Origin of the sequence: Variovorax sp. dw_308, assembly GCF_019207085.1 — a bacterium.
In the GTDB taxonomy this organism is placed as follows: Bacteria; Pseudomonadota; Gammaproteobacteria; order Burkholderiales; family Burkholderiaceae_C; genus Variovorax.
This window is the reverse complement of record NZ_JAATOM010000037.1, coordinates 22,218-42,692: the sequence shown is the minus strand read 5'-3', so window position 1 is coordinate 42,692 and position 20,475 is coordinate 22,218. Positions and strand designations below refer to the sequence as shown.

16 protein-coding genes, 1 tRNA gene and 1 pseudogene are annotated in these 20,475 nt (G+C 61.2%); 12 read left to right on the top strand and 6 right to left on the bottom strand.

The features are described from left to right. From HCU76_RS34095 to HCU76_RS34085, 3 genes are all read left to right on the top strand, one after another. A partial coding sequence (locus tag HCU76_RS34095; RefSeq protein ID WP_218511738.1) for a hypothetical protein occupies positions 1 to 204 on the top strand: 204 nt, incomplete at its 5' end. Positions 205 to 305: 101 nt separating this feature from the next. Continuing rightward, positions 306 to 2,450, top strand: a complete 2,145-nt coding sequence (locus tag HCU76_RS34090; protein ID WP_218511737.1) for an ATP-dependent RecD-like DNA helicase — start codon at positions 306 to 308, stop codon at positions 2,448 to 2,450. 23 nt (positions 2,451 to 2,473) lie between these two features. Further along, positions 2,474 to 2,560, top strand: a tRNA-Ser gene (locus HCU76_RS34085). Between the two features lie 9 nt (positions 2,561 to 2,569). On the opposite strand, the gene HCU76_RS34080 is transcribed toward HCU76_RS34085, so the two are convergent. Then, complete coding sequence (locus tag HCU76_RS34080) at positions 2,570 to 3,052, bottom strand: transposase (protein ID WP_218511736.1); 483 nt, start codon at positions 3,050 to 3,052, stop codon at positions 2,570 to 2,572. A gap of 443 nt (positions 3,053 to 3,495) precedes the next feature. Between HCU76_RS34080 and HCU76_RS34075 the strand changes: the two genes are divergently transcribed. Continuing rightward, complete coding sequence (locus tag HCU76_RS34075; protein WP_218511735.1) at positions 3,496 to 4,608, top strand: hypothetical protein; 1,113 nt, start codon at positions 3,496 to 3,498, stop codon at positions 4,606 to 4,608. A gap of 6 nt (positions 4,609 to 4,614) precedes the next feature. Here the strand turns inward: HCU76_RS34075 and HCU76_RS34070 are convergent, their stop codons facing one another. From HCU76_RS34070 to HCU76_RS34055, 4 genes are read right to left on the bottom strand one after another with little or no spacing between them, the layout of a single operon-like run. Then, positions 4,615 to 4,926: a helix-turn-helix domain-containing protein gene (locus HCU76_RS34070; RefSeq protein WP_256354689.1), complete on the bottom strand. Its 312-nt coding sequence runs from the start codon at positions 4,924 to 4,926 to the stop codon at positions 4,615 to 4,617. Then, a complete protein-coding gene (locus tag HCU76_RS34065; RefSeq protein ID WP_218511734.1) occupies positions 4,913 to 5,881 on the bottom strand; it encodes a DUF927 domain-containing protein in 969 nt (322 codons plus the stop codon). The genes HCU76_RS34070 and HCU76_RS34065 overlap by 14 nt, the downstream gene beginning before the upstream one ends. Continuing rightward, a complete protein-coding gene (locus HCU76_RS34060) occupies positions 5,874 to 6,125 on the bottom strand; it encodes a hypothetical protein (RefSeq protein WP_218511733.1) in 252 nt (83 codons plus the stop codon). Before HCU76_RS34060 ends, HCU76_RS34065 begins: the two co-directional genes overlap by 8 nt. Further along, positions 6,122 to 6,373, bottom strand: a complete 252-nt coding sequence (locus tag HCU76_RS34055) for an AlpA family transcriptional regulator (RefSeq protein WP_218511732.1) — start codon at positions 6,371 to 6,373, stop codon at positions 6,122 to 6,124. Before HCU76_RS34055 ends, HCU76_RS34060 begins: the two co-directional genes overlap by 4 nt. Positions 6,374 to 7,263: 890 nt before the next feature. Here HCU76_RS34055 and HCU76_RS34050 point away from each other — a divergent pair. Continuing rightward, positions 7,264 to 12,369 carry a hypothetical protein gene (locus tag HCU76_RS34050; protein ID WP_256354688.1) on the top strand — a complete coding sequence of 1,702 codons (5,106 nt, stop codon included), beginning with the start codon at positions 7,264 to 7,266 and terminating at the stop codon, positions 12,367 to 12,369. 100 nt (positions 12,370 to 12,469) lie between these two features. Here HCU76_RS34050 and HCU76_RS34045 read toward each other — a convergent pair whose 3' ends face one another. Further along, positions 12,470 to 13,648 carry a site-specific integrase gene (locus tag HCU76_RS34045; RefSeq protein WP_256354687.1) on the bottom strand — a complete coding sequence of 393 codons (1,179 nt, stop codon included), beginning with the start codon at positions 13,646 to 13,648 and terminating at the stop codon, positions 12,470 to 12,472. 314 nt (positions 13,649 to 13,962) lie between these two features. Here HCU76_RS34045 and HCU76_RS34040 point away from each other — a divergent pair, with 314 nt between their 5' ends. The 7 genes and pseudogenes from HCU76_RS34040 (at position 13,963) to HCU76_RS34015 (ending at position 20,301) form a co-directional block, all read left to right on the top strand. Beyond that, positions 13,963 to 15,225: an STAS-like domain-containing protein gene (locus tag HCU76_RS34040; protein ID WP_218511729.1), complete on the top strand. Its 1,263-nt coding sequence runs from the start codon at positions 13,963 to 13,965 to the stop codon at positions 15,223 to 15,225. Between the two features lie 61 nt (positions 15,226 to 15,286). Further along, positions 15,287 to 15,802, top strand: coding sequence for a hypothetical protein (locus HCU76_RS34035; RefSeq protein ID WP_218511728.1), 516 nt, complete (start codon positions 15,287 to 15,289; stop codon positions 15,800 to 15,802). A gap of 553 nt (positions 15,803 to 16,355) precedes the next feature. Further along, positions 16,356 to 17,342: a serine hydrolase gene (locus HCU76_RS34030; protein ID WP_213955078.1), complete on the top strand. Its 987-nt coding sequence runs from the start codon at positions 16,356 to 16,358 to the stop codon at positions 17,340 to 17,342. A 123-nt stretch (positions 17,343 to 17,465) separates the two neighbouring features. After that, positions 17,466 to 17,729 (top strand): annotated as a pseudogene (locus HCU76_RS36995) (transposase); the annotation flags it as partial. 283 nt (positions 17,730 to 18,012) lie between these two features. After that, a complete protein-coding gene (locus tag HCU76_RS34025) occupies positions 18,013 to 18,540 on the top strand; it encodes a DUF4136 domain-containing protein (RefSeq protein WP_213955077.1) in 528 nt (175 codons plus the stop codon). 335 nt (positions 18,541 to 18,875) lie between these two features. After that, positions 18,876 to 19,733 (top strand): DUF2092 domain-containing protein, encoded by an 858-nt coding sequence (locus HCU76_RS34020; RefSeq protein ID WP_218511727.1) that lies wholly within the window; start codon positions 18,876 to 18,878, stop codon positions 19,731 to 19,733. A gap of 40 nt (positions 19,734 to 19,773) precedes the next feature. Next, complete coding sequence (locus tag HCU76_RS34015) at positions 19,774 to 20,301, top strand: hypothetical protein (RefSeq protein ID WP_256354686.1); 528 nt, start codon at positions 19,774 to 19,776, stop codon at positions 20,299 to 20,301. Positions 20,302 to 20,475 lie beyond the last annotated feature (174 nt).

The window sequence follows — 20,475 nt, the reverse complement described above, 5'->3', positions numbered from 1 at the left end:
CGAAGCCCGGATACGCAGCAGCAACAAATTGTTTGCGAAAGCGGCAGGCAGCGGGTTGTGCCCGAGACAGAACGTGATCGTCAACTCAAGCAAGGAGAAGAGATCGCGGAATTGCGTGCCGAAGTGGCCGAGCTTAAGGGTGCTTTAAAACGTTTCACCATGATCAGTGAGGCACTTCTTCAAACCGGGAGAATCTTCCGTTGATGGTGAGTCTCACACTACAGATCACATCCATTCGGAGTCAAAGCCCTCGAGGATTTGGGGGCTGTATCTTCTCCGGCAAGGTGATCAAGGAGGCAGGGGGCGTGGCCGACGAAGCCGAGCATGTTGTCGTGAGAGCGAATGCCTTGACGCTCGGCGAAGCAATTGTTCAGCCAGGCCAGTGTTGGAACGTCTCTGGTAAGAGATCCAGTCGTCAGCGCGACATCAATGGATACTCGGTGACTGAGATGCAAATCGATGCGACGAGGGCGAACCTTTTGCGCCCCGTTGGTGAGCACATAGTCACCTTCTTGGCCGACAATCCAGCGTTTGCAGGCGTTGGTCGCGTAAAGGCGCACCGTCTCTGGGAGGCCTTGAATAGCCGGCTGTATGAAGTGCTCGAGTCGGGGGACGTAAGCGCTCTTCGAGCCTACACGGGTCCCGAGGTCGCAGCTTTGACAATAGCTGCTTGGGCGCAGTTCGGAGACACCGTGATGCTGCAGTGGCTGCGAGGTCAGAAGCTCGACGCTGGTGTCGCTATGAGGGTCATTCGCTATTTTGGTCGCGAGACGGCGGAGAAGTTGGAGGAAGACCCCTATCGGCTTCTCAGTTTCCGTGCCTCTTGGCGGGAGGTTGACCGACTCGCCCGTGAGTGCTTCGGCGTTGCACTGGACGATCCTCGCCGTCTCGCGGGCGCTATCGAGGAAGCCTGCTACCGCATGTACGCTGCGGGGCACACCTCCGTCCTCGGTTCCAAGCTACTGACTTGCGTGCAGGGTTTCCTAGGGTCGCAGAGCAGTTCACCGCCTTGGCGAGCCTTGGTTTCCAAGGCCTTAGAGACTGGGCTGACCAACGGCGGCTACGTAGTAGGAGCGCACGGCGTGCAGCCTCTGGGGGCGCTGGTAATGGAACGAGCCGTTTCTTCGTCGGTTGCGCTACGGCTTGAGGACCGAATAACCAGGTCGCTGCTTGAGCCCGCGGCCGTTGACGCACTGTTGAGAGAATATGAGGCGACTCAGCAGATTGATTTGAGCCACGAGCAGCGCGCCGCGGTTCACCTGGCAGTGCGCCATCGATTTGCTCTGGTGATTGGCGGCGCCGGAGTAGGAACGACCACGATTCTCAGGGCACTCTATGCGATCTATGACGCTGCCGGGGTGGCCGTCGTCCAGCTGGCACTTGCGAGCCGTGCAGCGATACGGATGCAAGAGTCCACAGGACGCTCCGCATCGACGATCGCCAGCTTCCTGCGGTCGGGGGAGCCCCAACCAGACGCACAAAGCGTCGTGGTGATAGACGAGGCCAGCACGGTCGATCTCTTCACCATGGGTCGGCTGTGTGACCGCTTGGGGCCTGCGCCACGAATCCTTTTGGTCGGTGACACTGCTCAACCCACGCCTGTCGGGCCTGGGCTTGTCCTCCACGCTTTGGCACGAGTCGATTCCGTGCCCTCGGTAAGGTTACTGGCGGTGACGAGGCGCGGTGAATGCATAGCGTCTGCGGCGCAGTCAATTCGGCGCGGCTCTTGGCCCTTGCTTTCAAACAATTCGAGCGATGCGATTGCGTTCATTCGCGCTGGGCGAAATAGTTTAGATCTCAATAGCCGTGACATTGCAGAAGTGGTCATTGAGCTATACGGGGCCGACCCGCAGAGCACACAGATCCTATGCGCAAGACGAAACAGCTTCGACGGTACCAAGGCAATTAACCACCTGTGCCAAGCTCGACGGACGAAAATGGCGGCGCCCGTCATGGTGTGGAGCAACAAGTACGAGTCCTTCATCCACACCGGACTTCACCTCGGTGACCCTGTTCTTTGCACGAGAAACCTATGGGATCGCGGGTTGCAAGACGGCTCGCTTGGGCGGGTGGTGCGGATTGAAAAGGGTGCCAATCTTCAGGCAGCTGCCAATGATAATGCTCCGCACTCCCTGGCATGGATTGAGTGGGATGACGGTGTACGCAGGCCGCTGGTTGAAGAGATGCTTGACGACATTGAACTCGGCTACGCCATCACTGCCCACAAGGCCCAAGGATCGCAGTGGCCACGTGTCATCGTGCCTTTGACATCCCACCGACTGCTCGACCGAACCCTCATCTACACCGCCGTCACACGGGCCCAGCGCCAAGTCCTGTTGGTTGGCGATGAGGTTGCAGCACGGGCTGCTGTGCAGGCCTCACCCCGGGCATCCACCCGGGAAGTGGCCCTGGATTTGACCTTGATGAGCATGTTGAAAAATCGCAGATAGACGGGCGGGCTACAATTGGTTCCGGAGGGCTGGCCGAGCGGTTTAAGGCACCAGTCTTGAAAACTGGCGAGGGTGCAAGCCCTCCATCGGTTCGAATCCGATGCCCTCTTTTTTGTTCTTCACCGATTTCTGGGAAAGGCGGCGCGAATCTTGAGGCAGAAGTCATCGTCATCGTCATCGCGGTTGCCCTGCGCCGCGCGCTTGTTGACGTTGATTATGTTGTTGATGCCCTCGACGAGCTTCGTGCTGAGCGGCCATCGACATAGCGACAGGATGCCGGACAGGTAGCCTTTGAGATTGCGGGCAAAAGCCCTCAGGGGTTCGATGCGGCTGCGCACGGCGCGGGCGTACCAATCCTTCCATTGCTCTGCGTAGCCGCTGTGACGATAGCCCCAAAGCGTCTTCAAGTCGTCCTTCTTCACGCAGACGGTGAGCAGCGCTCGGTTGGCGTCGAGCAACTCTCTCAATCGCACCCGGTCCTCGTCGCGTGCGATGTTATCTGGATTGCGCGCCAACAGCCCAACAGCCAGCGCGCGCCCTTGACCAGTTGACCAGTTTCCTGGCTCGTCGTCGCACAGGCGGTTCGCCTCGTCAACGCGCACGCGGTCAAATGACCCGACGCCCGTACTTCGCCACGATATGTAACAGGGTCGTAGACGATCTTCAGATCTTCACGTTCGGACATTGGGCGCGCACCTCCTCGGCGTAGCCAGCGCTCGTGTCCCGGCGGCGGCCTGGAGCAACTCGCGGTTGGCCCCTTACACTCCACGCAGATCGGCGAAGAATCCTTTTTAGTTGCACACGTGTGCAACGGGACAATGACCCGCTTCACTCAGTCACATCGACGGGCCTAAGCGAAAATCGGTTCAGATAATGGTTCGAATCTCACACTCTCCGCCAGCCATCGATGTCTCTCATCGACGCTCGGCCAGTTCGATATCCTTACCCATCTACGTACCCATCCGTTTGCGGTGCGACTGTGTGATGTCGTCTGAGTCCCTCAGCACCAGTGTCAGGCACAGTACGGGGTGGAGGCATCACGCTCATGGATCATGACTTGAATAATCCGTCGTGGCATCACGTCACGCGAATCGCTTGGCTTAGTGGCGGACTTGTCGCGATCAGCCAGCCCGGTCCACTGGTGAAGATATTCGCGGGGGTCGGCAGTCGTGTCCTTCTCGGCCAATTCAACTTGCGCGCCTACCCGGAACTTGTAGGCGCGTTGCGTCATGTCGGGTACACCGTTGTCGGCATGACATTCATAACGACTGCCGATGAAGCGTCGGGATTGGCTTCCCCGCAGTTCTTTGCCCAGTCGTTTGAAGGCGAGTGGCGGGCCAAGGATGCGCAACAGAACTGGCGGCGAATAGCGTTCCACGCAGGCCAGAAGGACATGATGCTGCTGTCCGATGTCGCTGCCCGAATTGCCTCGGGTTTGAGCTCCGGTCAGACAAGGTTGCAGCACTTGTGCCACGCTTATGCGGTCCAGCTTCGCAGCCAAGTTCGAGCGCTGCCAATAAAGACACATTCCCGCTTCAAAGATACGAACTCGCCGGCTGTGTACCTTGCGATTCATGCCATGTTTTGGGAGCTGGCGGTCTTACGAGATACGTTGGCGGAGTTTGCTGCGCGGTTCGTGTTTGGCCTCGCGGGTATTTCCGCAATGCGCGGCCTCGTAGGAAACCTGAAAAAGCGTGACGTCGCGAACGCGTTACAAGTCGAGTTGCTCGATGCGTCGAACGAAGACAATCGCGGTTGGTTGTCGTTGTTCTCAGCGTATCGAAATCTCTTCACGCACGGGGCGCCGTTGCAGGCCGTAGTAGGAGTGTCCTTCGCGGTATTGGACAACGAGGTCTTGAGGGATGGCACAACGGTGCCGACGATCTACTACCCACTCCCAGCTGACGCGGCGCACCTTTCTCGAAAGAGGTCCGCCGGTCCACTGCACGAGACGTTCGCAGAACTTATCAGTTCGGTCACGAAGGAGCCACCCAACAGGGACGTTGAGCCAGACGCGCTCAGCTACCTTGCCGTAACGTTCGATCGCCTAGTAGGTCTCGCTCAGAAGATGCTGCCTTCATCACCAGTGCCAGCTGACGATATTGTGTTGACAGAGGCGGACATCATTGGGGAAGTCACGGTCTCGGACGGAAGCTAACTTGCGCTACGCGAGCTCTTCGACTAGCTCGGAAGGCGGAACGCCAATAGCCTTGCAGACTGCGACGAACTCGATCACGTCCAGTTGGCGCTCGCCGTTCTCGTACTTCGACACGAACGACTGAGGGCGCTGCACGCGCGTAGCAACTTGAAGCTGCGTCAACCCTGCCTCGGCGCGCGCTTGCGCAAGAAGCCGGCGAAGCTTCTTGTACGGTGGAGATTGCAGGCCGCGCGACACGCGAGCGAACGTACATCCCGTTTTAGAATATCCCAATTTAGGATGTTTGGTCCAGAGCTTTTGGCAATCAACGAGGAGCAAGGAAGAATGGGATCCGCGGCGACAACCATATTCGACATCTATCACTCGGATGAAGGCGACGAGTGGCGCTACACCCTCGGTAAAGCTGGGACGCGCCCGCTGCTGACGGTGGGCCTAAATCCGAGCACCGCGACCCAGGAGAAAGCAGACCAGACGGTACCGCTGCAGCCTCGAAGGCGTTGTCGGTCTGGCGCCAGTTTCCAACGTACGCGGGTGCACCCATGACCGATGCGGCGCAGCCGAGCACCGTCGTCTTGCCGCACGACGATGGGCCAACGAGATTGATGCCGCCGTTCTCCAAGCCTGCGAAGGCCAGTGTCATCGAGGCGAAGGCCATCGAAATTCCCATCATGAGACGCGAATTACCGACGCTCCAAGCGCCTACGGTATCTCGCCACTGCTCGACGGTGCCGGACTCGGAGCGCTTGCTTGCCACCCGTATGTCAGGCGCCAACACGACGGTCTCTGTGCCGCGTCCGACCACTCGATGAGCCTGTACGTAGAAGACGCTCTTCGGTGTCTGAATCCAACCCGGCCTTTCCGCGATGAGGGCTCGCGTCTTCGGCTCGGCTCGGGTCAGATAGGTCAGCAACCATCTCATTGCCTGTGGATTGGGGGCGACGCGAAGACCTTCATCGATCAATGTGGCACATACGTCGAAGCCGAAGCGCATCAACTGCGCCGCGGAAATGATGCGTTCATGTGTCACTCCGTCGCGGTCCAGCATGACGATCTGCTTGCTCCAAGAGCTGCTCTCGGGAGTGCGCGCGAAGGCGAGAACAACTATCGGGTCGCAGACGTAAGTGCGCTGGTCGGCCTCTTCGATGAACAGCCCTTGGCTTGTCAGCCGGAAGCCCGGCACGGGCTCCATATCTCCCGATGCGTTCGAAGTGTCTTGCTCGGAGCGCGGGCCTGCCCCGAACGGATCGTCCGTCAGGCGCAGCAAGTCAAACATCGCCGCCTCCATCCTTCGAATTCGCTTCGAGCAATTCCGCGGTCTCGGCCAGCAAAGGCCCGAACAACTGATGAAACAGGTCCGTGATCTCGTAGAACTCGGGGTCGATGTCTGGATCCCGCGCAATGGGTATCGACATATTCTTCAGCGCCTCGATGACCGCAGAGCGGGTCGTGACCTTGCGAGTGCGTCCTGTCAATTGCGGCACGGGTGCAGTGGCAGTGCTGGGGCGATCGGGTTTCATTTGCCACCCACCTTCTCGCACTCGTCGAGATAATCCTGAATGGACTGGGCACTGAAAAGCGTGACGCGCTTCGAGATCTTCAGCGTGCTGATTTTTCCGGCGGCGGCCAGACGCCAAACAGTGGCCTTTGAGATTTGCAGGTGTCGAATGACCGCCTCAACACGGAGATAAGCGGGCAGCGGCGGTGGCGTCCTCGGCGCGCGTTTCGCTTCCGACAGCGCCGTGTCGGTAGTATTTATGATCGGCATTGATGTGATTCCTCAGGATTGGCTATTGATGGACGCGCGCCGTGGCGCGCAACGCCGGCAGCGAGTTCGGAGATAGCCAACGGCCGTCAATTTCCCCGCGCCTGTAGTCATAGCGCCTGTTACAAATCGAATGAGGCCGTATTGCTGCGCGGAAAGGTGCCAACCAAGGGCCCACAAGGGCGGTCAGGAAGCTGAAGGCAGCGGCAGCTGAAACGCGGCAAGCCGGGACAGGACTCGTGGGCCATCGTCGAAATGTCGGGTGTCAGTAAGACTTGCGCTGCGCGATTGGGGCAGTGGGGCAGTGGGGCAGTGGGGCAGTGGCGCCGCCTGGTGCATGGGCCGCACTTGCTGACGCCCCAACGCCCCAACTCAGGCGCCCAGTCAGACGCCCAGTCAGGCGCTATCGCGATGGGTAGGAAGTTGGGGAGAGGCCGCCTGCTGGCCGTGGCGGCTTGTCGGTGATCGCCAGTTGGCGGCGGGCCCGTCCGCCATGCGTAGGCCGATGGGACGCCGCCGATTTCAGCGAACTGCCGGAATCGGCTACTCTCGGTCAACTCCCACTGCGCCCGACCCCAAAAAGCGGCCATCGATTGCGGCGCACATCTGCCTCGCAGATTGGGTGGCGACCTGTGCGCTAGTCTGTTGGGACGTTCGTCCGTCATTGACAATGCGCGCACGCCCCTGAAACGAAAATGGCAAAGCCACGTAAGACCAAGTCCGCCGAACCCACACCAAATCGCTCAAAGCCTGCAGCTAAGAAGTCTGCAGCGATTGCGAGCACACGTCCACGTCGGTCCCGCTCAGCCGATGACGGACCGCCCATAGCCAGTCCAGCGGCGTCCGGGCCTTCAGGCGCTCTGCTGGAGGGACACATCGGGGCGCAGTACCTCTTGCCGCTGCTGTCGGGTGGAGAAGCGCGTGGCCTGCCGGGCGTTGTGGTCGCGCGCGTTATGTTCCAGCGGGCGGGCTTCGGTCATCCAATGGATGACGTCATCATCACTGGCTACGATAGCCGGGGGTCGCTTGCTACTCTCGAACTGCAGGCGAAGCGCACGATTGCCTTTACAGCAAGCGACTCGGTTTTCGCGGATGTGGTCGTCCTGGCGTGCCGGGCTGTAGCCAAGCCCGAGTTCAGCACGACGCGCTACGAACTCGCGGTGGCGCTTGCCCGTACGTCCACCAAGATTGAGCAGCATGTCCAGGACGTCCTGAGGTGGGCGCGCGAGTATCAGGGAGCGGAAGACTTCTTCCGTCGTCTGAATCAAGCCGGCGCTGCCCATCAGGGGATGCGCGACTTTGTGACGGCGTTCCGGGGGCACATGCAGACGGCAGGGGCGGCGCACGACGACGCTGCTGTGTGGCTGCTGCTGTCGCGCTTTCAAGTTCTGGCATTTGACTTCGAGCAACCCGGTTCCGTTTGTGCGCAACTCGCTCGCGAGCGCTGCGCCCTCCTGCTGGCCTCTCAGGCCATCGGCCGATCAGCTGAGCTGTGGGACTCGCTACAGCAGATCGCGTTGCAGGTGGATGCTGCTGGCGGTGATCTCGATGCAAACGCTCTGCGCGAGCGACTGACCAGCGAGCGCAGTTTCAGCTTGGCAGGCGACAGGCGCTTGCATGCTGCGCGCGAGCGGATTGCCGAAGTCGCGGAGAACGCCCTGACGGCGATCGAAACGCGCGTCCACGGAGCGGTGATTGATCGTCGCGACCTTGTTGCTGCGGCGCTTTCGGCTCTTGAACGCGGCAGATACCTCGAAATCCGTGGTGCCGGCGGCGTCGGCAAGTCGGGCGTGCTGAAGGAATTGGCGCTGCGTGTTGGCGTTGAGTCGCGCATCGTCGTAGTCGTGCCGCACCGCGTACCTGGCGGTGGGTGGGCTGCCCTGGAGGCACAACTCGGCTGTCACGCCTCGGCGCGGGATTTTCTAACTGATTTGGCGGGCGACGGCGGCGGTACTCTGTTCGTCGACGGAATTGACCGCTTCGACGATGCGAGCCAACGGGCCACCGTCGTGGACCTGATCAGCGCAGCGGCGCAAGTCCGCGGCTTCAGCGTAGTTGCGACAGCGCGAACGGACTTTGACGCCGACGCGCGTGCATGGCTGCCGACACGGGCGCTGCAGGAACTCGGCGAGGCGCCGCCGTTGGTCATCGACGAGCTCGGCGACGATGAGGTGAACTGGCTTCGGGACGCAGATCCAGCCCTCGCTGCACTTCTGAGGACGGGGCATCCTGCGCAGAAACTGGTGCGCAATTTGTACCGATTGGACCGATTGGCGCGCAGCGCCATGGGCGAGGCCATGGCGCCTTTCAGCGAAACACAGATGGCATCCCAGTGGTGGACGACAGGCGATTCGGCACAGGCTGCAGGTCGCCTGGAGCGCTTTCGAGTGCTTCACTCGTTGGCGATGCACTCGCTGGCCTCGTCGGCTCCGATGGACTCCAGCGCCGCACCGGCAGAGGCGATCAGTGCATTGGCCGAAAGCGGCACTTTGCATCTGCGCGGCGCCGTTCGCATCGAACTCGCGCACGACGTGCTGCGTGACTGGGCGGTTGGTTGCCTGTTGCGTGAAGAGCCCGAGCACCTCTCGACACTGTCATTGAACGATCCAGTACCGCAACGGCTGGTGCGCGGCGTGGAGATCGCGGCGCGGCTGCATGCTGAGCTCGGCAAAGACGAGACCGCGTGGAAAACGCTGCTTGACGCCATTAGCACACCCCAAGCGCACGGTTCGTGGCGGCGTACCGTCCTGCTCGCTCTCGTGCGTTCAGAGCGGGCTGAAGACGCGTTGACCCGCTGCTTCCCAACACTCGCCTCGAACAATGGAGAGGTGCTGGCCGATCTTGTCCGTGCTGTCATCACAGTCGACTCCCAGCCAGCCGCTCCGCTTTGGGCAGCCCTCGGTGCTGACACGAGCAAGCTCACGAACGACTTTGTCGCACCTGTTGGCGCAGCATGGCTCAACCTGATCGCCTGGTCCCTTTCCCAAGGAGATCGACTGCCGAACGGAGCGGTGCCGCAGCTCGTCAATCTCTACAACCGCTGGTGCACCGTCTTCGCTGGGCAGGACGTGATGTCGCCCCTGCTGGTGGCGCGCCTGTATTCGTGGTTGATTGAGGTTCAAGCGAAGAACCACCCTAGGGTATCTGGCTCCCGTGAGTACATGGCCGCCCGGCGGGCGCCTGGCCTGTCAATGACCACGGCACAAGAGAGCGACCTTAGGACCGCCTTTCTCTCATGGTGCAAGCTCCGCCCCTCAGACATCGAGTCATACTTGCATTTGGTTGCCGATCATCCTTATCGGCACGTTCTCTTTCGCCCATTGCTGACGTTCCTTGGCACGGCGCCACAGGCGGCGCCGCAGGCCGTAGCTGATCTGTTTTTGCGGGCATTGCCCGAAGGAGACGATGATGCCGAGGATCGACGGTCCTCTATTCGGGACACTTTCTCGGCCTGGGACCTGGAATACTTCCCGCCGTCGCCGGCGCGTGCACCATTTCTCGACTTGCTGCTGTCGAACAAGGAGCAGGGACTGCGACTGGTGCATGGTGTCGTTGCCCACGCCATACGGCGGCGAACGCAAGGGCGTGAGCCGGGCCAGGACTCCATCGACGTGCCGTTCCCGAGCGGGAAGCGCTCTTTTCCCTGGCTCAGGTCGTACGTGTGGTCTCGGGCGCACCAGAGCAGCAACATTGTCGCGTCGGCCCTGATGGCCCTGGAAGCGTGGGCGCATCTCCGCATTGAGCGGGGCGAACCTGCGCAGGCAGTGATCGATGACCTTCTGAGGCCCGAAGTTTGCCCGGCAGCCTACTTGCTGGTTGCGGTTGACGTCATGTTGTCGCATTGGCCGAAGACGCGCGGGTGCATTTGGCCGTTTGCGGCATCGGCCGCACTACTGGCCATGGATCGCGAGCGGTACGGTCACGATTTGATAATTTCGGCCGCTCCGTTCACTGCCTGGGTGCATCACGAACCATTCGGTGCTGTTCGGCTGGAAAACCTACTGCAGCGACCCTCGCGAAGCACAGCACTGGATGCCGTACTTTTTGAGTTCGGGTTTAACGGTCCTCCCGACGTGCGTGAAGCGATGCAGCAGGCACTTCGCATCGAGGCGGAGCAAATCGGCCAACCTGATGTCGATAGCCGGGGTATGGCAGACCCGAGATTCGCCGCCATGTGCGCGCTCAATCAGCTTGATCCCACAAATTACGTACAGCGAGGCGATGACGAAGAGGGCCAGACCATCGAGTACGTGCCTCCTGCTGAGGAGGCACGGTTGCTTGGTACCTACCAGACACAGGCGCACCGCGGCAACGCTGAAATCGTGATTCGCACGCGATTCATGCGAGCCCTTGTCGAACCGCCGTGCTCATCGCAGTTGCTTGAAGATGGCGTTCGCTGGGCACAGTCCGATCCCTCGACGTCGTCGGCACAATCGGACGCAGACGATGCACAGTGGATATCCCGAACGCAGCTAATCGTGGCCGCACTACTCATGCGCGATGGCTCACCAGAACAGAAGGTCGCGTACGGCACTTGGGCCCGCGAGAAGTTGGTGGAAGCAGCTGATCGGGAAGGCTTCGATGACGCTGGGTTCGCCAAACAGATGCCGTACAACACGATGGCGATTGCCGCCGTGGGATTGCTGGCCGCGTATCGCGATGATTCGGACCTTGCCGATTTGCCGCGATTGCTTCACTTGGCGGCAAACCGTACGACGGGCATGGTCACGGTACTACATGCTGAGATAGCGGCGCAACGCTCATTGCTCCCGACTCTCGTGCGGTCACTCGTCCGCATTGGCTTGTCGTCTGCCATCTATGCCGTCCCGCAACGAGAGGACGACCCTTTCAAGGGTGTCGATGACTATGTTGCGCGTCAGCGCGAGATGGACGCCGCGCTCAAGGAGGCCGAGCGGACAAGGCTGAAGGCGGCGGTTGCGGCGGAACTTGCGTGGCTGTCCGGAGAAGGCTCCGAGCCGAGCTGGCCCGAACTTCCCAACCCGCGTCCGCCAAAGGGGCGATTCACGATCTCGCTGGGTGCTTCGCGGCCTCGACCGGGGCAACGCCCTACGCCATCGCGCACTTTCGCGTTGGATGACGCAGCTGCAGCGGAATGGCTGTCGCTGGCGGTTGCACTCTGGCGCGCGGCATGTCCCGCTCTCTTGCGTGCGCTGGTCAAGCATTGTTGGCTGTGGACCGCAGGCGCGAACGGCGTCGGCTGTGGGCCTGACGAGGAGCCGAGCGAGCGAGCGTTCGCCTGGAATGACGCCTACTTCGCGGCTGCGCTCGCTGCCGCAGTCGCGATCGATGACGCTAGTGTTGAAGAGTACGTGCTTCAGCCCCTCGCCCAATTGCCAGAGGAGCGCTTCGTTGATGCCGCTGAGGCTGTGCTGCACGCGCTCGACCGCCTGTGGTTGAACGACGGTGCTGTGTCGGACAGTGTGGCCGTGTCGATCCGCGAAGCAATTGCGCGGCGACTCGTCACCACTCGGGGATGGCAGCATTTGGCATCGGAAGTCTCCGACCGCACTGAAATGCATCTCGCCGGAGCAGTCGCCGCGGTGTTCATGGGTGAGCATGCCATGGGGAAAGGGCCCAAGTGCTACGTTCTTCCTCCAGGAGCTAGTCGCGCCGAATTGCTCCTCTCTTTGTTGACGGAACTTACCGAGCATGCCTCGGGCTCCACATTCGTCGCGCTTGCGTTCCTTGGCTTGATGGAAGTTGGGCCGAACGCAAGCAGGCTGGCATTCATGGGGCGTGCAGTAACAGCATGGTGGCGCATGCAGGGTGCGAACGCTGAGTTTTGGATCGACCACGGCGTTGGGCGGCGTGTATGCGAGTGGATCGACACGGTTGTGCTTGCCGGCTCTGCGCCCCCAGCGGTGCTGAACAGTGCGGATCTCATTGGAATCTCGGACGTCCTTGTCCGATGCGGTACGCCCATGGGAGCAGCGCTCGAAGAGCGTCTTGACGCTCGCCGAAAGTATGCTGCCGGGTGAGTTTCATAGTCACTGGGATATACAGCGCTCAACACTGGCTGTGCCCTGTGTGGCGGTACACGTTAGCCATAGGCCCACAGCCGGCTTTCTACTGTCTGCGCTAACTTGCCGTGGTCGCCGCGAACGCCGCCCAGTCCTTCATCAACTGCACCCGCTTCTCCAGCAGGTCGCCCCGCCGGTAGGCGGCCTCGACCTTGTTGCCCACGGCGTGAGCCAGCGCCATCTCGGCCACCTCGTTCGGATACTCGGTCTGCTCAGCCGCCCAGTCCCTGAAGGTCGAGCGAAACCCGTGCGGCACCGCGTCCACCTTCATCCTGCGTAGGACGGCGGTAAGCGTCATGTCGCTCAGGCTACCGCCCTTGGGCGCCGGGAAGGCGAAGCCGCTGTGGCTGATCTTCAATTGGGCGTTCAGTAGTTCCACCGCCCGGTCCGAGAGCGGGACGCGGTGTTCCTTCTTTGCCTTCATCCGTTCGGCCGGCACCACCCACAGCGCGCCGTCCAGGTCGAACTCCGCCCACGTGGCGCCGCGCACTTCGCCCGACCGAGCGGCGGTCAGGATCGTGAACTCCAGCGCACGGGCCCCGGTCCCTTCCTGCTGCCGAAGCTCGGCCATGAAGTCCCCGATCTTCGCGTAGGGCAGGGCGCGGTGGTGGTCGGTCTTCGCGATCTTCCCCGGCGCTGGCAGCATTGTGTCGAGGTGCCCCTTCCATCGCGCCGGGTTCGGCCCCTCCCTGTACCCCCGGGCGATAGCCCAGTCCAGCACGGACTCGATCCGACCGCGAAGGCGCGAGGCCGTCTCGGTCTTCGTCTTCCAGATCGGCTCCAGCACGTCCAACACCTGCGGCACTCCCACGTCCCGCACCTGCAGCGTGCCGATCTTGGGCTTGGCGTAGGTCGTCAGGGTGTTCTCCCACTGTTGGCGGTGCTTGGCGTTCTTCCACGATTCCTCGTGCGCCTCGATGTAGAGGGTCGCCGCCTTGGTGAAGGTGATGGCCGCTGCCCGAGACGCGACGAGCGCACTGCGCATGGCCTTGCCTTCCTCGATCGGGTCGAGACCGAGCCTCATCTGCTGTCGCGCTGCCCGGGCCGACTCGCGGGCCTGAGCCAGCGTCACGTCGGGATAGCCGCCGAGGCCCATGTCGCGGCGCACGCCACCGACCCGTGCCCGCAGCACCCAGCTACGCGAGCCGCCGGAGTTCACGTTCATGCCGAGGCCTGCCACGCCGCCGACGAAGTTCATCCCGCGCCGGGTGATCCGAGACACCTCCAGCGCACCCATCTCCTTAGCCTTACCCATCTTTATCCCCATCAATGAAAATCCCCTTGGATCCAGCGAGTTTCACGAGGTTTCCGGGCGGTGTACAGAGGCAGTCACGTGCGTGACTTGGTATGAGACGGTATGAAATGGTCCGTCGAATTCGACGTGTAGTCTCCAAGCAACGAAGAGATTCTTGTCTATCGGTTCGATGTGCCATGTGCGGATACCACCGATTGCAGCCGTGTATAACAACCGGAGCTTGCATCGTTGCTTGGTATCTTGGCCCGTGACGCTGTTTCGAGATTGCTTGCTGGGAACCCAACCGGGCGGAGTTAATGCATCAGATTGACGTACCTGAAAATCTAGAAGACAAGGGACTGCTGAACTTCTTCAGCGGTTGGCGATGGCAGACCCATCTCTCGCCGCCCGTCCGGATCAACTTTGATACGTGTAACTTCATCGCGCCGTACGCTGTCACTCTTTTCGCGGGGTATGCGCTGTGGCTCCGGGAGGTGAAGGGGTGCCACCTATCATTCCAAGCGTCACCTCACACGACCGCTGGCAACTATCTGAATCAAAGCGGATTCCTTGAGCTGATGGGGGAGCAGGCGCCGGCGGCAACTGTGGGCCCCGCCAGAACAGTGAAGCTCGCGCGTATCTCTAGTAGCTCGGAGATTCCCGGTTTCGCAGCTTCCGTTATGGCCATCCTCCGGATCGAGGACGAAGAATTAGCCGGCGCAGTCAAGTACTCGCTTATTGAACTTCTGCGAAACGTCGTCCAGCACTCCGCGAGTGTGGGGGGCGGCGTTGCGATGGCCCAGTACTTCCCGAGAACTGGCCTCGTTGAAGTTTGTGTTGCGGACATGGGACTTGGCATCAAGTCGACCATTAACGAGGCGTACCCTGAGATCGATACGCATCTCAGAGCGCTAAAGCTTGTCACCCTTCCCCACGTGTCGCGAACTTTCAAGCCGGGTGGCTACACGTCAATGAGCGACAACGCTGGCCTTGGCCTATTTTTCATTAAGCAGATTGCGTCGCTATCTGGCGGCAGTTTTTTCCTCGGCTCCAAGGACGCCATAGTAGACATCTGGGGTGACAAGGAGGGGCAGCAGAAGAAGCTCTATTGGAACGCCAAGGCTGGAGGCTGGCCGGGCACCTTCGCATATCTTCAGTTGCGAAAGGACAAGATTGGAGAGTTCGACTCTCTGCTGTCCGTCTGCCGCCGTTTGGCTGCGGAAGCGCAGAAATACCCGGCGGAACTTTCACTGGACTTTGTCGAGGGGATTCCCGAACTCGGAGGCTTGGACGAGCAGGTGATCGTGAGCGTCAAGCTGTTCGAGGAAGACGTTGAGCAAGCAGCCAAAATCCGCGATGAAGACCTTCTCCCCAGCATGAGGGAGGGAACCATGGTGGTGCTCGATTTTGACGGAGTGAAGTTTGCGACTCAGTCATTCGTGCACGCACTGATGTACAAGGTAATCAGGGACGGACAGAACATTGGCTCAACTCTAAGTATTGCGAACTGTTCAAGGTCCACGCGTGAGGCAGTGATGGCAGTGGCGGCGTACGCCAAGATTGGCGAACGTGAAAGCTAGCCATACTGGAGTTGTTGCCAGGGATGAAACGGCGCCGGCAATCGATCGCTAGACTCCTTCGATGCCCGAACACGCCGAAAACTTGAAGCTCGCGATCTCGCTGGTGGCGCTGGCCATCTCCCTGATCTCGCTGTACTTCACCCGCGTCAATTGGATTCAATCGAATCGTCCAGTAGTGAGCGCGTTTGTCACTGAGCACGCTTCCGGGAGCAACGCGGCGACGTTTAACCTGGTCTTGGCAAATACTGGCAACAGACCCGCCGTTCGCGTCCGATTGGTGGCACCTCACGAAAGCATCAGAAGGCTCGTCGAGCCAAGCATTTCTGAGAAGCGCTTCAAGATGATCGAGCACAACTTTTTGTCTCGGAGCGAAGTTCCTCTTCTCCGAAACGGCGAAGAACTTGTCACGTCTTTTGGCGCGTTTACTCCAGATGACCCTGAAGGCAAGTGGCTAAACTACGGCGCCGAAACGGAGGTCACCATTAGGTACTCGGACCTTGAGGGGCGCGTCTACGTGTCGAAGCAGCCCATCAAGGTCTATGCGCGAGAAGGTTTTGGCGGCGGCGTTTGGGGCTAGTTCAAGCAGTTGAACTTGTTCCCCATCCGCATACCCATCTGGAACGCTGCGATTGGATGAGGTTGACTGAGACTTGATGATTGGCTCGATCAGTCGGCGCCATCGAAAGCTTTGCTCTCCGTGAGCCCGCGTGACACAACTTGGCGCCTACGCCCAGTGGTCACACTCTCCGCCAGCCATCGATGTCTCTCATCGACGCTCGGCCAGTTCGATAACTTTACCCCTCCATGTACTCATCCTTCGGCAGTGCGATTGTGTGATGGCGTCTGAGGGTGAATGACGCGGGTCACCTTCAGCAGTCGGCCAACAGCGGTTTGTAGGTCGGTCGTGGTAGTGCGCTCTTCCCCGTCGAGGCTTCGTGTGCTATAGGTCCGACATGAGGCGTCGCCGGTTTTCCCTACATCTCGGCGGAGCGGCGCTGGCATCGCTCTATGGATTGCGCGCGCTTGCGGAGCCGTCTAGTGGCTGCGGTGTTCCAAGTACGCGATCGGACGGCTGGGGTATCTCGACCAACGGTGACGACAAGCTCATTGACCGCGGCGCCCTGTGCAGGATGGCTGATCAACTCGCGGTCTCGTCGAACATACATTCAGTGCTGGTTGTCCGCAGCGGCAAGCTGGTGTTCGAGCGGTACTTCAGAGGTCCCGACCAGATCCCCGACCTCTTTTTCGGCAGCCGGGTGGAAGATGTCGTATTCGATGCGGACACCCTGCACAATTTGAAGTCGGCTTCCAAGAGCGTCGCGTCGCTCGCCGTCGGGATCGCGATTGATCAGGGGCTCATCCGCAGCATCAACCAGCCGATCTTTGACTTCTTTCCCGAGTGCGCGGACTTGCGTACGCCTGACAAGGATCGCCTTCAGCTGCTGCACGCGCTCACGATGACGATGGGCCTGACGTGGGTGGAGGCAACCCCGGCCACCGGCGAGAACAACGACGAGTCGCGCATGCACAGGGCAGCAGATCCGTCCCGCTACGTCCTCGGTCTCGCGCCGACCGCGCCGCCAGGCCAGGAGTTCTTCTACAACACCGGCGCGCTCACCCTCGTTTCCGCCATCGTCCACAAGGCCACCGGACGCCCTCTCGACGAATTTGCCCGAACAGAGTTGTTCAAGCCTCTGGGCATCACCGACTTCGAGTGGAGCCGGGTCAAGGGGGATTCCGATGCCGGAGGCGGATTGCGCATGCGACCACGCGACATGGCGAAGATCGGCCAACTTGTCCTTGCGGGCGGTCGCTGGAACGATCGCCAAGTCGTTTCCAATGGCTGGGTCGAGGCCTCGACGTCACCGAAGCTCAAGGCGACTGGCGATCAATCTTACGGATATCTCTGGTGGCTCGGCCGCGCCCGTGCCAACGCGCACGTGGTCAAGTGGATTGGCGCACTGGGTCGAGGCGGCCAGTACATTCGCATCGTCCCCAAGCTCGACCTCGTTGTCGTGGTGACCGCAGGCTACTACCAGGATTACAGCCCGCAGGCGTTCAAAACGCAGTTCAGCGTTTTCAGCGACGTCCTGGGAGCGATTCCGCCGCTGGGCTAAGCGCAGGCAGCATGACCGCTTTGGGTTCAAAGCTCCGCCTGACGTCTCCCCCGAATTCCGGACTTTTCAAATCTAGAGCTACGGTTGCTTCCGGTAGCGCCCGAAGGGGCGCAAGGAGAAGCAATGAAAAGGTCGAGGTTCAGCGAGGAGCAGATCGCGTATGCGTTGAGGCTGGCCGCGTCGGGACGCCTGTCGTGGACGTGTGTCGCCAGATCGACGTGTCCGAGGCGACGTACTACACATGGAAGTAGAAGTTCGGTGACCTGGGCGTCACCGAGCTCAAGCGCCTGAAGATGCTACGAGGATGAGAATGCCCGCTTGAAGCGCATCGTGGCCGACCTGACGCTGGACAAGCAGATCCTGCAGGGGGTCGTTCGAAAAAAACTCTGAAAGCTGACAAGCGGATCGAGCAGCCTGGATGCAGAAGCGCTATTCACTCGGCCGTCTGACCCCGAGCGAGTTCGTCAAGAAGAGGTCAGATCAACAAACCGAACGCAGCCCAACCCCAGTTAAAAACTCACCGGATAAGTCGGAGACGTCACAAGCGCAGCGGCGTTGCGCGCCGCGCCTTGAAGGGCGATGCAACCCTAGAATTCGTCAGCCAGCCAGATCTTCCATCGCGAAGGTATCGCCAGCCATTCCATCCTTTGATGCATCACAAGGAGTTCCAATGGTTCATCGGTTCAGCATCCTGGCCATCGCCAGCCTTCTGGCGGCTTGCAGCACGCCGACCGTCAAGACGGATTTCGATCCGGCCGCGCGATTCGCGAGCTATCGCACCTACACCTGGATCGCCAAGCCCACGGGCAGCGATCCCCTCAACCAGCAACGCATCGCCGACGGCATCGATGCCAAGCTGCGGTCCAAGGGCTGGACGCTCGCGGCCGATGGCGACGTGCGGGTCGGCGCCAACGTCGCGACGCAGGAGCGGCGCGACTACACCACCTACTACAGCGGGGTGGGCTACGGCGTGGGCTGGGGCGGATTCGGGCCCGGCGTGGCAACGACCAGTTCGTACACCTATGAAGTGGGGACGCTGGTGGTCGACATGTTCGATGCGAAGACCAAGCGGGCCATCTGGCGCGGCAGTGCGAGCGGCACCTTGCCCGACAACAGCGACAAGCTGCCCGCGCTGTTGCAGACCTCGCTCGACAAGATGTTCGCGGATTTTCCGCCGGGGTCGGCGCCAACCAAGTAGGGCAATCGAGCGCTGCACTGCGAGTGACTCGATCACCGTCGGCTGCACCGGCAGGGACGGCGCAAGGCAACGCAGCGGCCGTGCATGGCGCGTCCGTCCATGGGCATTGGTGGCGTTGGGCAATGCGGCAACGGCCGGCGCCGCCGCCTGCCTGTGTGAACGGCGATCCAGTCGAGCGGCAAATCCGCATGGACTGGGGTGCCGATGCAATATCGAACGACTGGTTGTTTACGCACGACGGTCCCGAGATTGCCCTAGGGGGCAATTGCGCCTGCTAGTCATGGATCGTATGGTGATCCGTCAGTCGTCGAAACGATCACCTGAAGGGAAGTTCCATGATTCGCACTTTCGAGTCCTTGAAGTTGTCGGTCCTGGGCGCCGCGGCCTGCATCGTGCTGGCCTCCTGCGCGCAGCAGCCCACTGCGCCCGTTGCATCGGGCACGACCGCGCCGCCACCGGCGCAGGCGAGTTCTGGCAGCGGCGCGGCAGCCGCGCCAGCCGCGGATGCGGTCGATCCAGAGGTGCTCAAGGCGCTCGACAAGATGGCGGCCTACCTGCGCACGCTGCAGTCCTTCCAGCTCGATACCTATTCGCTGACCGACGACACCCTGGACAACGGCCAGCTGGCCCAGCTGGGCCGCACCGCCAGGCTGAAGGTGCGCCGTCCGGACGGCCTGCAGGTCGACATGCACAACGATCGTGGCGACCGCAACATCCTCTACTACAACGGCAAGACCGCCAGCATCTACAGCCCGCGGACCAAGTACTACGCCACCGTGCAGGCGCCACCGACGTTGAAGGAAGTGGTCACCGTGCTCAACGATACCTATGACATCGACGTGCCGGCGGCCGACCTGTTCTGGTGGGACAGCGGCAAGATGGACCCCTCGGCGATCAAGTCGGCCAGCTACCTCGGCGTGAGCGCCGTCGACGGCGACCTGACCGATCAGTTCGCGCTCCGGCAGGACGATGTCGACTGGCAGATCTGGATCCAGCGCGGGAGCACGCCGCTGCCGCGCAAGCTGTCCATCGTCACCACCTCGGACCCGGCCCGGCCGCAGCACACCGTGGTGATGCGCTGGAAGACGGGGGCGAGCTTCCCGGCCGGCGATTTCGATTTCAAGGCGCCTTCCGGAAGCCATCGCATCGCGATCAAGAAGTCCGATGGAACGGTCGAGAACCCGGGCAAGTAGGCCCGATGGACCCGATCAACATTCAAAGCAAGGACGCGCCATGATTCAACAGCAAGAGTATTCAGCACGCAGGTTCTTCTCGTTCACCGCCGGCAGCGCCATGGCCGTGGCCGTCGCATGCGCCGGCCTGGGTGTCGCGGGCGATGCCGATGCGCGTGGGGGTGGGGGTGGCCATGCCGGCGGCGGCGGCGCCCGGACGTCCGTCAACCACGGTGGCGGCGCCAACATGAACCGCAACGCCAATGCCAACGTGAACCGCAACGCCAATTCCAACGTGAACCGTAACGTCAATGCCAACGTCAATCGCAACGTCAACGTGAACAACAACGTCAACGTGGTCGGCGGTCGCGGCGGCTACTACGACAACTACCACCCGGTCGCGACCGCGGCGGCCGTGACGGCCACGGTCGCGGTGACTGCGGCGGTCGTCGGTTCGGTGGTGTACTCGCTGCCCCCCGCGTGCACGCCGGTCATGATGAACGGCATCACATACCAGCAATGCGGCGGGGCGTACTACCAGCCGCAATACGTGGGTTCCGAAGTCAACTACGTGGTGGTCAATCCATAGCTGGCTGCTGCCCCTGATGCGGCGAGAGCTTCTGTCGCGTGCATCCCGCGGCGCGGGTGCGCCGGGTGGCGCACCCGGCGGCCCGCGGTATCCAGCCTCGTCGATCGGGCCCGGCCGCTGGTGGGCCGGCCCGCCGTTGACTATCTTCAATTGTCAATGAAACGTAGAATTTGG

Excerpts from the sequence above, each read along its gene's own strand:
- HCU76_RS34065 (WP_218511734.1), bottom strand. The coding sequence starts at position 5,881 with ATGTTTGACTTGCTGCGCCTGACGGACGATCCGTTCGGGGCAGGCCCG.
- HCU76_RS34035 (WP_218511728.1), top strand. The coding sequence starts at position 15,287 with ATGCCCGAACACGCCGAAAACTTGAAGCTCGCGATCTCGCTGGTGGCG.
- HCU76_RS34055 (WP_218511732.1), bottom strand. The coding sequence starts at position 6,373 with ATGCCGATCATAAATACTACCGACACGGCGCTGTCGGAAGCGAAACGC.
- HCU76_RS34075 (WP_218511735.1), top strand. The coding sequence starts at position 3,496 with ATGGATCATGACTTGAATAATCCGTCGTGGCATCACGTCACGCGAATC.
- HCU76_RS34020 (WP_218511727.1), top strand. The coding sequence starts at position 18,876 with ATGATTCGCACTTTCGAGTCCTTGAAGTTGTCGGTCCTGGGCGCCGCG.
- HCU76_RS34040 (WP_218511729.1), top strand. The coding sequence starts at position 13,963 with ATGCATCAGATTGACGTACCTGAAAATCTAGAAGACAAGGGACTGCTG.
- HCU76_RS34025 (WP_213955077.1), top strand. The coding sequence starts at position 18,013 with ATGGTTCATCGGTTCAGCATCCTGGCCATCGCCAGCCTTCTGGCGGCT.
- HCU76_RS34060 (WP_218511733.1), bottom strand. The coding sequence starts at position 6,125 with ATGAAACCCGATCGCCCCAGCACTGCCACTGCACCCGTGCCGCAATTG.
- HCU76_RS34045 (WP_256354687.1), bottom strand. The coding sequence starts at position 13,648 with ATGGGTGCGCTGGAGGTGTCTCGGATCACCCGGCGCGGGATGAACTTC.
- HCU76_RS34015 (WP_256354686.1), top strand. The coding sequence starts at position 19,774 with ATGATTCAACAGCAAGAGTATTCAGCACGCAGGTTCTTCTCGTTCACC.
- HCU76_RS34030 (WP_213955078.1), top strand. The coding sequence starts at position 16,356 with ATGGCTGATCAACTCGCGGTCTCGTCGAACATACATTCAGTGCTGGTT.